This is a genomic window from Lactococcus sp. LG606 (assembly GCF_017309645.1).
GTDB lineage: Bacteria > Bacillota > Bacilli > Lactobacillales > Streptococcaceae > Lactococcus > Lactococcus petauri.
Genome location: NZ_CP071301.1, coordinates 1,528,454 through 1,539,965, shown reverse-complemented (window position 1 = coordinate 1,539,965; position 11,512 = coordinate 1,528,454). Strand labels below are relative to the sequence as shown.

The window sequence follows — 11,512 nt, the reverse complement described above, 5'->3', positions numbered from 1 at the left end:
GAGAATTATCTGAACAAGGTATGTGGTAAACTATAAAAGTAAAAAAATTAACAGAGTAGGGCCAATGCGTTAAGTGCTGTGAAATGGGATGTCGTTCACAGACGAAACTTGAATTTTTCAAGTGCGGTAGAGGCTTGCATCCGCTGATTCTCATATAATCAGTTACTCACCAGATCCTTGGGAGGTACTATATGAAAAGATTTACTGTGAAGCTGTCACTCATACAGCTTGTTTTTTTGGCGATTTTGCTGGCATTGTCCATCATTTTACGTTCTTTCACTTTTGGGAGCAGTTTTTGGAAGTTATCGCCAGGATTTATTGCTGATGGTTTGATTGGCTTCTTTGTTGGCCCTTTATGGGCAGGTTTAGCTTTAGGACTGGGGGATATATTTGGCGTTTTGTTCCGAGGAAGTATTTCCTCGCCAGGTATGACTATAACAGCAGTTCTAGTCGGCTTTATCTATGGTTGGGCTTTTTATAACAAGAAGTTCAGTCTAACACGAGGTAAAGATTGGCTCTATATTTTAGCTGTTGTAAGTGTAACAATGGTTCTCCAAACCGTGTTACTTAATACTTTTTGGCTTTCGCTCATGTATCAGACACCTTTTAAGGTTCTATTAGCTACGCGACTTCCTTTGCTTGTACAGATTCCTATAAGAACGGTTATTTTCATGTTGGTATTTGATAATATTCAACGTTTACCGCAGATTATGAGGCGTCTAAAAACATAAAAGAAAACCGTCATTTTTGACGGTTTTTTGTTTTGAAAATTGTCAGAGCAACGATTAACAGGATAACTCCCATGCAGGCAGGAGCCGAAGAGCCGAAGAGAACATAAAGTTGTCCCCCAATAATAGGACCTAAAATTCGCGTTAGCGCTTGTAAAGCTAGGCTACTCCCTTGAATCTGTCCTTGTTGGTGTTCAGTGACTGATTTAGAGAGAATTCCATTGAATGGTGGGGCAAAAATTGAATCACCAAAACCGTAGATAAAAATACCAATTACAAAATAGAAAGGGTGCAGGGTAAAGGCAGAGACAGCCATAAAAATATAGCCAAAGAGTTCCGCAACTATCGCACATTTAATGATGGGTTGGTCCGTCAATTTTTTTAATAGAAAAGGCATAATGAGCGCCTGGCTAAAAATATCTTGAAGTCCCATAATAGAAAATAGAAGACCGATTTGTACGGGTTGCCAAGAGAAGTTATCTAAAGAAAACTGAGCAACAATAGCTTGTAATGCACCATTTGGAAGCCACAACAACAGTGCAGCTAGGAATAAACGGTTCAGTTGTTTTATCTCAAATAAGTTTTTGAGAGGTGCAAAGGGATAAAGCTGATGTGGATCTAGCTTAACAAGTCTTTCTTTTGGTGAAAGACTTTCAGGCATAAAGAAAAGGCCGTAGAGGAGATTGAATAAGCTGAGAACAGCAGCAAAATAAAAGGGAACGCGGTTACCATAATGAGCTAACAGTCCTCCAAAAGTTGGACCTAACAATGTTCCGACTCCAACAAGGGCAGAAATCCATCCGAAGATTTTAGTGCGGGAAGCAGCTGGCGTAATATCGGAAAAGTAGGCAAATAAAGTGGCAATATTTCCTCCGGAAATACCATCGATGATACGGCCAAGGAAAAAGAGCCATAGTGCTCCAGCCATGCCAAAGATGAGATAACCCAAGGCAGAGCCAAGTAAGCAGAAAAGTAAAATCGGTTTACGGCCATAGCGATCACTCAATGTTCCTAGAGCTGGCGCTGCAAGAAAAGTGCATAAGGCATAGATAGAGGTCAAGAAGCTGATGACTAAGGGTTGATTTTGTGATGAGGTATAGGACCCCAGTAAAAAAGGAACCACAGGATTGATAATGGTAAAGCCAAGGCCTGTAAGAAAAACGGAAAATAAGCCAAAACTCAATGCGTGTTTATTTAGTGTATACATATAACTCCTTATTAATGTTTCCTTGGAAACTATAAAAGTATAACTTATTATTGTTTCTTTGTCAACAAAAACTGAATTAAGAAAAACAACCCCATTCTATATGGAGTTGTTACGGAGTTCTTTATCAAGGTGTTGATTGTAAAGTTGAGTAAACTCTAGTATCGTTTCTAATTTTTCAGAACTGAAGGAATCAAAGACTGCTTGATCATTGAGTAGAAAAGCTTTGTGAAGATCTTCGTGCTGCTGATTTATTTTTCTTCCTTTTGAAGTCAGTTTAAAATAAATCTCTTTGTTGTTGTTGGGATTTCTAAATGTTATAATGTCTTGCTTTTGGAGGAGTTTTTTTGTTGCTTTACTAATTGCTCCTCGAGTGACATATAGTTCTTCTGACAACCGTGTGACATTTGGGTTATTAAGCTTGGCAATGAACTCAATGCAGGTGATTTCCAAAAAAGAATAACCTTTGAATTTTTCGACCATTTGAGGTTTTCGAAGTTGATCCATTTTATTAAAGAGATCTGTAAGGCTCAGCATAATTTCTTCTTGTTGTTTCATACTAGCTTTCTCCTGTCACTTGACGATAAATGCAACGCCAATATTCATTTCTGCGCCAGATACTTGATACAGTGTAACTTTTTTGATTGTCCAAGTAATGATAGGTGAGGATAAATGTCTTTTTGCTGACTTGCTCTGCTTGGTAATTTTGGATGGCTAAATCTTCTGTTTCAACAGCACTTGCCATATATTCTTCCTGTTGAATAATTTTACCCTTTGTCGTAATAGCTTGAAATTGAGGCGCTAAAAGTTGATCAAGATGTTTACCGTTGAGAAGGGCCTCTTCTTTGGGCAAAAGCTCTAATGCACGTGAAGCAAAGTGTTCTTCTTCAGGTAACGCAGCGGGTTCGACATGGACATCAACATCATAAACATCAAAACCAGCCATGAGCATGCGTTCTATTTTTTCGGTAGCGGCATGACTTTCATAGACAGAAAGATCGCGGGACATCTCAACGACAACATCCAGAAAGATATTACTGCCGTAGGTACGCCCCCGAATCATCTTTACAGACTTGACTTTGTTTACGAGCTCAATCGCTTCTTTATAATCTGCTAAAAGATTGTCATCAAAACCATCGGAAAGTGAAAAAACACTATCACGGAAAATATCATAAGCCGTTTTCAGGATGAAACCGCAGATAACAAGAGCCATAATACGGTCAAGCCATATCCAATGCAAGGCAGCTGCCACAATGGCGACAGTTGTACCCAAGGATGTTAGTGCATCACTAAGGTTATCTTTACTGGAAGCTTCAAGTGCTTTCGATTGAGTTTTTTTCGCTAAACGGCTAGAGTAGAGGTAAACGCCAATCATCACAAAGGCAGAAAATAAAGCCACTGCTGCACCAACGGGGTTGATTTCAGTGGAACTTCCTTCTATAAAACCAACGATTGTTTGGCGCAAAACTTCAAAGCCAATGAAGAACATGATGAAACTAGAAATCAGACTAGCAATTGATTCAACCTTCCAGTGCCCATACGTATGGTCGTTATCAGAAGGGATACGCGCAATACGTAAACCAATCACGATAGCAATATTTCCTAAAATATCGGTGACATTATTAAAACCATTCGCGAGAAGGGAGGCTGAATTGGTGATTTGAGCTACACCAAGTTGTAAAAGAGACAGAAATATATAAGCTGCTATACTGACCCACACGCCTCGTTCGGCGAGTTTAAGGTTATGAGAGCGTGATATTTTGCTATTATTCATAAGCTTAATTATAACAAAAAAGCAGAGGAGCTGCTTTTAAAGGACGAAATAATGTCCCATAAGGTCGCATTTTGGCTTTGAACGTGGAAGCTTTTGAGCTTAATTTCTATTATAAATAAGTTGTCGCAAATGATTGACACTCTTATTAAAAAACGGTAAAATTAAATTGTTAGTTTATTTTTGTTATAAACTAAAGAAAAGACTAATAGTGTTAGTTATTAGCATTGCAAAATAGATGCTTAAATGTTATAATTTTTCAGCTAACGTATTTATTCTTGTTATTTTTGACAAGAAAATGAAAGGAAACTTTTTTATTTATGGTAATGAAAGCCATCGGCAAGTACAAATTGCTTGTCTTCGCTGCCCTTGCTACCATGCTTCTTCAAGTTGGTGCCGCTCTTTGGCAGCCCCAATATATGAAGAACATTTTGAGTGTTATGGCAGAATCTATTTCGATATCGGACAAGGTCGATAAAATTAATCATTATGGGGTATATCTTCTACTTATAGCCGCTGTGGGATTAATTGGTTCTATCCTTAATACAGTAACTGCTGCAAAGATTGCTCAGTCTGTATCGGCGGATATCCGTGAAGAAACCTTCCGAAAAATCCAAACTTTTTCTTATGAAAATATTGAGAAGTTTAATGCAGGTAATCTTGTTGTTCGGATGACTAACGATATCAACCAAGTGCAAACACTTCTAATGATGACTTTCCAAGTCTTGATTCGAGTACCGTTGCTCTTTATTGGTGCTTTTATCTTGTCTATTATCACGATGCCAGAACTTTGGTGGATTATTATTGTGATGGTTGTTCTTATTGTTTTAGTGACGATGTTATCCATGAAATCTATGGGTCCTCACTTTATGGTTTTCCAAAAATTGATGGACCGTATCAATGGAATTGCCAAAGAAAACCTACGTGGTGCTCGTGTCGTTAAATCATTTGTTCAAGAAAAAGATCAAATCCAAAAATTTGATGCCACATCTGATGAGTTATTGGGTCATAATATGGCTGTAGGTTACACTTTTGCTGCGATGATTCCCGCATTTACAATCATTTCACAATTGGCTGTTTTTGGCGCAATTTTACTGGTTTCTACTTATGTAACACGTGATTTGAATACCGCCGCTAATACGCTTGGTGGGATTATGTCCTTTATCCAATACATGATGCAAATCATGATGGCGATTATCATGGGCGGTATGATGTCAATGTTTGCCTCTCGTGGTTTCGTTTCTATTGGACGTATTAACGAAATTTTAAAAACTGAACCTGCGATGGTGTTTGAAGATGTTGCGGACGAAGAACTTAGCGGTTCTGTTAAGTTTGATCATGTCTCTTTTGCTTATCCTAACGATGAACATCCAACCTTACAAGACATCAGCTTTGAAATTCAACCTGGACAAATGGTTGGTATTGTCGGAGCAACGGGTTCTGGTAAGTCAACCCTGGCTCAATTGATTCCGCGTCTTTTTGACCCAACTGAAGGTACAGTAAGTGTAGGTGGAAAAGATTTACGCCATGTTTCTAAAGCTACTCTGAAAAACACAATTTCAATTGTCTTACAAAAAGCAATTCTTTTCTCTGGGACAATTTCTGGCAACCTGAAACAAGGGAAAGCAGATGCGACCTTGGAGCAAATGAGCCGTGCAGCCAGCATTGCGCAGGCAGCAGAGTTTATTGAAAAACTGCCCGATCATTATGAATCACAGGTTGAAGAACGTGGGAATAACTTCTCAGGCGGACAAAAGCAACGTATGTCGATCACGCGTGGTATTATCAAAGATCCTAAAGTCCTTATCTTAGATGACTCAACATCAGCGCTTGATGCCAAGTCAGAAAAACTAGTACAAGAAGCTTTGAGCAATGACTTAAAAGATACGACAACAATTATTATCGCTCAAAAGATTTCATCTGTCGTTCATGCGGACAATATTCTGGTCCTTGATGAAGGTAAACTTGTGGCGCAAGGCACACACACAGAGCTCGTTGAGAATTCTGCAGTTTACCGTGAAATCTATGATACACAGAAAGCAAAGGAGGACTAAATTTTCATTGTTCTTCAATTGTTTATGAAAAACAAGAAAATGAAAAAAGATTATGAATGATACATCTCGTGCATTGAAGTTCTTCTATCTCTACTTCAAAAAATATAAATTACAATTCCTCGTGATTGCGATATTTATCATTGCGGCTACTTATCTGCAAGTTAAAGCGCCCGTACTTCTCGGGGATTCTATCACACATCTTTCGACTTACGTTGGTGATTATTTTAGTCATCAACACGCTGATGAAGCGATGAAAGGTTTACAACAAATAGCGGCAGGAGCAAACCAAGCTCAGGACGCCTTGCAGCAGATTGCTGCGCAAATGGGGAAAGCTACTGGACAAGTGGTTGATTGGCATAGTCTGACATCTGCTAATGTACCAACTGCGGTAACTTCTAACCTTCCTTCAGGAACAACAATTGATAGTCTTCAAGCCATGGCTAAGATTCCGACAGATTGGCACCAGCTTACAGATGCCAATGTTCCAGAAGCTATTCGTGCTAACCTTAACGGTCAGTCAATTTCTGACTTGATGAAGATAGCTACATCACATGCACCAAGCAAGGCTGACTTTATGCGTTCAATGTGGATGCTACTTGCTTTTTACGTGATGACAGGTATTGCGCAACTTATCTATAGCTTGCTCTTTACACGTATCGTTGCACACTCAACAAACCGTATGCGTAAAGGTCTCTTTGGTAAGTTGGAACGCCTAACAATTTCGTATTTTGACCGTCATGCGGATGGAGATATTCTCGCCCGCTTTACCTCAGACTTGGATAATATTCAAAACACATTGAACCAAGCAGCGGTGAATGTTACCACTAACTTTGCCCTGTTCATCGGGATTTTGTATATGATTTTCGACCAAAATGTCAAGATGGCATTAGTGACAATTTCTACAACTCCTGTGGCCGTTCTCTGCGCTGTGATTATCATTATTCAAGCTAAGAAATACACAGATAGACAACAAAAAGAAGTCGGCGAACTTAATGCTTATATGGATGAAAAAATCTCTGGTCAAAAAGCGATTATCGTTGAAGGACTTCAAGCAGATGCAATCGAAGGTTTTGAAGTACGTAATGATAAAGTACGTAAAACAACCTTCGCAGCTCAAGCTTGGTCAGGTATGATTTTCCCATTGATGAATGGCTTCTCCCTCTTGACTTTGGCTTTGGTTATTTTTGCAGGTGCTAATATCCTCCTTAATGATGCTTCATTATCAACTGCTGCAGCCTTTGGTTTGCTTGCTACATTTATCCAATATGCGCAACAATATTACAACCCAATCATGCAGATTTCTTCATCTTTCGGTCAATTGCAACTTGCGGTAACTGGTGCAACACGTCTGAATGTGATGTTTGATGAAAAAGAAGAAGTACGTCCTGAAAATGGTAAAACTTTTGAAGGTATTTCTGAAGGTGTACACATTGAAGATATTGACTTTAGTTATCTTCCTGGCAAGCCGGTCCTCAAAGATGTCAACATTAATGTAAACAAAGGCCAAATGGTTGCCTTGGTTGGTCCAACAGGATCAGGTAAAACAACTGTTATGAACCTCATGAATCGTTTCTATGATGTGGACAAAGGGGGAATAAAGTTTGACGGTACCGATATTCGTGAATTTGACTTAGATTCATTACGTTCAAAAGTTGGGATCGTCTTGCAAGAATCTGTCCTTTTTTCTGGAACCATTGCGGACAATATCAAGTTTGGTAAAAAAGATGCGACTATGGATGAAGTTATCACAGTAGCCAAGACGACACATATCCACGAATTCATTGAGAGCTTACCAGATGGCTATGAAACGCTTGTGGATGACGACGATAATGTTTTCTCTGTAGGTCAAAAACAACAAATTTCGATTGCCCGTACTATCTTGACTAACCCTGATTTGCTTATTCTTGACGAAGCAACATCAAACGTTGATACGGTGACAGAAGAACAAATTCAAATGGCTATGGAAGCAGCAATTGCTGGTCGTACTTCATTTGTTATTGCCCACCGTTTGAAAACAATACTTAATGCAGATAAAATTGTTGTTCTTAAGGACGGTGAAGTTATTGAAGAAGGAAACCACAATGAGCTTGTAAATCTTGGTGGCTTCTACTCTGAGCTTTATCACAACCAATTTGTCTTTGAATAAAATTAAGAAGTATCTTAATATAAAAAACGCTCGTGCTTTAACGAGCGTTTTTTTTAATGTGGTCAAGATTTCCTAAAATAAGGGAAAGTGCTGATCATACTGAATCAGGATATTTGCTCGAAAATAGCGATAATATCGACAGGACCAATACCAGCAGGAATAATTAGCTGCTCTTTGCTTAAGGGAGCATCCTCTACTTGCCAGCCGACAAAGTGATAGTGAGGTAATTTGACTTTGGCTGGTGAGATGTAGCCTTGTTCAATGCTTCGCATACCTTCAGGATGGTCCCACTCAAGTGGTTCATTCCAAATTGTTTTAGCGCTGTAGCGTACAGGATATTTGATTGGTGTCCATTGTGCATGAAAGTCATAGATTTGCCCAATAGGCTCGAAGTGATGTTTTTCTTGAGGTTTCCAGAGGAAGCTGGGATTATAGACTCTGGTGCGATGAATAACTGAAGTTGGTCCAGCATACAGTTGGGCTTGTTCCTGAGATTGGGGGTGAGCAAGTACATTGTGACGGTTACGGACTTTAGCCCATCCTTCAAAGGTATAGCCGGGGAGCTTTAAGGTTTTGTTCTTGAGAGAATAGCTTTGACTTTTAGGAAGGAGTTCCGAGCTCATGCCAATCCATTTCCCTTCAGCACTTATTATTTTATTATAAGCTTGATAATCTGCTTCATTAAGAGAAGGCACTGGACTTATTTGAGCACGTTCCAAATGGTTGAGCATGTCATTATTAATATTGAAAAAATAATTTGCTTTAAAAAAGGTTGCTTTCTTTTTGTTTGGGATGAAAGAAGTTTTGAGTGAAAAATTCATCATTTATCCCTTTCTTTATTTTTTGTGTCTAATGTTATATTATCATTTTTTTCTAATGTTAAATAATAATATACAATGAGATTTTAGACAGATAAATGAATACATTTCATAGATGAAGATCTGCGAAGAAAAAAGGATGCTTTTCATCTATTCAAAAGACGGGAAAAATGGTAGAATAGAGGGTACATGTATTTCATGTCTCAAATAAAACAATAAGTGATAGAGTAATAAATTTATGAAAAAAATAGTAATCAATGGTGGTAAAAGTATCTCAGGGAAGGTAACGATTTCTGGAGCTAAGAATAGTGTAGTTGCCCTTATTCCGGCAACGATTTTAGCTAACGATATTGTTACACTTGAAGGCGTTCCCGATATTTCAGATGTTGCAAGTTTGGTTGATATCATGGAAATCATGGGCGCAAAAATTCAACGTGATACTGATGCGGGTATTTTGACGATTGATACACGTGACGTTGTTTCAAAGCCATTGCCCTATGGTAAGATAAACTCTTTGCGTGCATCGTATTATTTTAATGGAGCACTTCTTGGTCGTTTTGGGAAGTCAACAGTTGGTTTGCCCGGGGGATGTGATTTAGGTCCACGTCCTATGGATCTTCATGTTAAAGCTTTTGAAGCTTTAGGAGCAGAGTTATCTTACCTTGAAGATGCCATGCACCTTGAAGCTAAAGAAGAAAAATTACATGGTACAACCATCTATATGGATATGGTTTCTGTAGGTGCAACAATTAATACAATGCTTGCAGCGAGTACAGCAGAAGGTGTAACCATTATTGAAAATGCAGCACGTGAACCAGAAATTATTGATGTGGCTACACTCTTGAATAACATGGGCGCAAAGGTACGTGGGGCTGGCACAGATGTGATTCGTATTACAGGAAAATCAGAAATGCACGGTGCACGTCATACGGTCATTCCTGACCGTATTGAAGCAGGAACTTATCTTGCTTTGGCTGCAGCTATGGGAGACGGTGTCATCGTTGACAATGTTATCTACGAACACTTAGAATCTTTTATTGCTAAACTTGAAGAAATGGGTGTACGCATGACCATTCGTGAGGACTCTATCGAGGTTCATCGCTCAGAAAACTTAAAAGCTATCAATATTAAGACAGTACCTTACCCTGGTTTTGCGACTGATTTACAACAACCAATCACACCGTTATTACTGAAAGCACAAGGCCGTGGTTGGATTAAGGATACGATTTATGAAAAACGTGTCAATCATGTGCCAGAAATGGCACGTATGGGTGCTACAATCTCAACTGTAGATGATCATATTATTTATGAAGCACCTAATAAGCTTCAAGGTGCTCATGTTCGTGCTACCGACTTGCGTGCAGGAGCAAGTTTAGTTTTGGCTGGTATTATCGCCGAAGGTACAACAACGATTGAAAATATTGAATTTATTCTTCGAGGTTACGATAGTATCATAGAAAAAATGACGGCTTTAGGTGTTGATATTCAACTTATTGAAGATTAATTGGGAAAAGTTAACACTTTTTACGTATCATTAATATAGGAGGTGTATATGGCTGATTTAAAATTTGAAATTGAGGAGCATCTTATTACTCTATCTGAAAATGCTAAAGGCTGGACAAAAGAGCTTAACCGCGTGTCATGGAATGGCATGGAAGCTAAGTATGATTTGCGCCAGTGGTCGCCCGACCATGAAAAGATGGGCAAGGGAATTACGCTGACAGATGAAGAATTTGCTGTTCTTTTGAAAGAACTCGGAAACAAATAAAAAAACCAGTTTTTCTGGTTTTTTTTTATGAATCATATATAAAAAGAAAAACCATTAGTATGGTTCTTTTATCAATGCATGTAAATCATGACAATCATAGCGATGTAAAGAGCAAAAGTAATCACAAAAGTAATGCGCCAAAAAAGCTTAAAGAAACGTTTATATTTGAAGTCTTTAAAATAGAACAAATCTAATAGCAACAAGACGAGAGCTAAGAAGGAAAGAATCAAAAAGTAGTAAGGCAAAATATTGATAGCAGTAAATTGCTCTGAAAAAAGTTGGAGTCCAAAAATTAAAAAGAGGACAAAAATATCAGGAATGCGAAGTTTTCGATTAGTCAAGTGGCGAATACGTAAAAATTTAAAAGCGAAAACCAATACGATCCAGCTGAGAAGCGGATATAAAGTGGCAATAATCTTAGGTAACATAGCTTAATTTTAGCGGTTTTGGGTACTTTTGTAAAGTGTTATTTGTCGGAACAATAAATCGAGATGTAAAAATAAAAAGAAAAGCCATAGTTAAGCTTTCCTTTTTATTTAAATTTCACGAATTTCAGCAAATTCAGCTTGTACAAAAGTTGCGAGTTCTTTTGGATTGAGGCGTATAGAACGGCCGACTTCACCGGCAGAAACAATGATTTTATCTGCATCCAGTGCGATGGTATCGATATAGATAGGGAACCTTTTGGTTTGCCAGATACCGACAGGATTATTAGCACCATGGATGTATCCAGTGGTTTTCTGCAAATCTTTTTGAGGAATCATGTGGACCTTCTTATTTCCAGAGACCTTTGCTAATTTCTTTTCAGAAAGATGCTCTGTCAGAGGAAGAATCCCTACGATTGGACCCGTTTTATCTCCTATAAGTGCGAGCGTTTTATAAATGTCACGACGTTGGATGTCTTCAGGCATGAGCTCTGCTTCTAAAGCATTGAGAGCAAGCCCTTCATGATTGACTTGACCTTTGTCCAGAATTTGTTCAACTAATGTTTTTTTCAGTTTCTTTTTCTTGCTCATGCGTTCA

The 11,512-nt window shown here is 38.5% G+C and carries 11 protein-coding genes and 1 riboswitch; of the genes, 5 read left to right on the top strand and 6 right to left on the bottom strand.

Annotated elements, in window-relative coordinates; genetic code table 11:
- The first annotated feature begins 49 nt into the window (after window positions 1-49).
- Window positions 50-148: riboswitch (THF riboswitch) on the top strand.
- A 43-nt stretch (window positions 149-191) separates the two neighbouring features.
- Window positions 192-731 (top strand): folate family ECF transporter S component, encoded by a 540-nt coding sequence (locus J0J35_RS07590; protein ID WP_206916484.1) that lies wholly within the window; start codon window positions 192-194, stop codon window positions 729-731.
- A 10-nt stretch (window positions 732-741) separates the two neighbouring features.
- Here J0J35_RS07590 and J0J35_RS07585 read toward each other — a convergent pair whose 3' ends face one another.
- From J0J35_RS07585 to J0J35_RS07575, 3 genes are all read right to left on the bottom strand, one after another.
- Window positions 742-1,935 (bottom strand): MFS transporter, encoded by a 1,194-nt coding sequence (locus J0J35_RS07585; RefSeq protein ID WP_206916482.1) that lies wholly within the window; start codon window positions 1,933-1,935, stop codon window positions 742-744.
- Between the two features lie 96 nt (window positions 1,936-2,031).
- On the bottom strand, window positions 2,032-2,490 hold the full coding sequence (locus J0J35_RS07580; protein ID WP_206916479.1) for a MarR family transcriptional regulator: 459 nt from the start codon (window positions 2,488-2,490) through the stop codon (window positions 2,032-2,034).
- A gap of 1 nt (window position 2,491) precedes the next feature.
- Window positions 2,492-3,706, bottom strand: a complete 1,215-nt coding sequence (locus J0J35_RS07575; protein ID WP_019292262.1) for a cation diffusion facilitator family transporter — start codon at window positions 3,704-3,706, stop codon at window positions 2,492-2,494.
- 317 nt (window positions 3,707-4,023) lie between these two features.
- On the opposite strand from J0J35_RS07575, the gene J0J35_RS07570 reads away from it, so the two are divergent.
- Together J0J35_RS07570 and J0J35_RS07565 are read left to right on the top strand one after the other, a co-directional pair.
- On the top strand, window positions 4,024-5,757 hold the full coding sequence (locus J0J35_RS07570; protein ID WP_206916469.1) for an ABC transporter ATP-binding protein: 1,734 nt from the start codon (window positions 4,024-4,026) through the stop codon (window positions 5,755-5,757).
- Between the two features lie 52 nt (window positions 5,758-5,809).
- A complete protein-coding gene (locus tag J0J35_RS07565; RefSeq protein ID WP_206916467.1) occupies window positions 5,810-7,903 on the top strand; it encodes an ABC transporter ATP-binding protein in 2,094 nt (697 codons plus the stop codon).
- A gap of 104 nt (window positions 7,904-8,007) precedes the next feature.
- Here the strand turns inward: J0J35_RS07565 and J0J35_RS07560 are convergent, their stop codons facing one another.
- Window positions 8,008-8,727 (bottom strand): hypothetical protein, encoded by a 720-nt coding sequence (locus tag J0J35_RS07560; RefSeq protein ID WP_019292259.1) that lies wholly within the window; start codon window positions 8,725-8,727, stop codon window positions 8,008-8,010.
- A 232-nt stretch (window positions 8,728-8,959) separates the two neighbouring features.
- On the opposite strand from J0J35_RS07560, the gene J0J35_RS07555 reads away from it, so the two are divergent.
- Window positions 8,960-10,225, top strand: a complete 1,266-nt coding sequence (locus tag J0J35_RS07555) for a UDP-N-acetylglucosamine 1-carboxyvinyltransferase (protein WP_019292258.1) — start codon at window positions 8,960-8,962, stop codon at window positions 10,223-10,225.
- Between the two features lie 48 nt (window positions 10,226-10,273).
- Entirely contained in the window at window positions 10,274-10,489 is a 216-nt protein-coding gene (locus J0J35_RS07550; RefSeq protein ID WP_003133281.1) for a YdbC family protein, read from the top strand.
- A 71-nt stretch (window positions 10,490-10,560) separates the two neighbouring features.
- On the opposite strand, the gene J0J35_RS07545 is transcribed toward J0J35_RS07550, so the two are convergent.
- Window positions 10,561-10,917 carry a DUF3397 domain-containing protein gene (locus J0J35_RS07545; protein ID WP_019292257.1) on the bottom strand — a complete coding sequence of 119 codons (357 nt, stop codon included), beginning with the start codon at window positions 10,915-10,917 and terminating at the stop codon, window positions 10,561-10,563.
- A gap of 108 nt (window positions 10,918-11,025) precedes the next feature.
- A complete protein-coding gene (locus J0J35_RS07540) occupies window positions 11,026-11,505 on the bottom strand; it encodes an aminoacyl-tRNA deacylase (protein ID WP_019292256.1) in 480 nt (159 codons plus the stop codon).
- Between the last annotated feature and the right edge of the window lie 7 nt (window positions 11,506-11,512).

Coding starts and splice junctions, on each gene's coding strand:
- J0J35_RS07560 (WP_019292259.1), bottom strand. CDS start 8,727: ATGATGAATTTTTCACTCAAAACTTCTTTCATCCCAAACAAAAAGAAA.
- J0J35_RS07570 (WP_206916469.1), top strand. CDS start 4,024: ATGGTAATGAAAGCCATCGGCAAGTACAAATTGCTTGTCTTCGCTGCC.
- J0J35_RS07565 (WP_206916467.1), top strand. CDS start 5,810: ATGAATGATACATCTCGTGCATTGAAGTTCTTCTATCTCTACTTCAAA.
- J0J35_RS07585 (WP_206916482.1), bottom strand. CDS start 1,935: ATGTATACACTAAATAAACACGCATTGAGTTTTGGCTTATTTTCCGTT.
- J0J35_RS07555 (WP_019292258.1), top strand. CDS start 8,960: ATGAAAAAAATAGTAATCAATGGTGGTAAAAGTATCTCAGGGAAGGTA.
- J0J35_RS07575 (WP_019292262.1), bottom strand. CDS start 3,706: ATGAATAATAGCAAAATATCACGCTCTCATAACCTTAAACTCGCCGAA.
- J0J35_RS07550 (WP_003133281.1), top strand. CDS start 10,274: ATGGCTGATTTAAAATTTGAAATTGAGGAGCATCTTATTACTCTATCT.
- J0J35_RS07545 (WP_019292257.1), bottom strand. CDS start 10,917: ATGTTACCTAAGATTATTGCCACTTTATATCCGCTTCTCAGCTGGATC.
- J0J35_RS07580 (WP_206916479.1), bottom strand. CDS start 2,490: ATGAAACAACAAGAAGAAATTATGCTGAGCCTTACAGATCTCTTTAAT.
- J0J35_RS07540 (WP_019292256.1), bottom strand. CDS start 11,505: ATGAGCAAGAAAAAGAAACTGAAAAAAACATTAGTTGAACAAATTCTG.
- J0J35_RS07590 (WP_206916484.1), top strand. CDS start 192: ATGAAAAGATTTACTGTGAAGCTGTCACTCATACAGCTTGTTTTTTTG.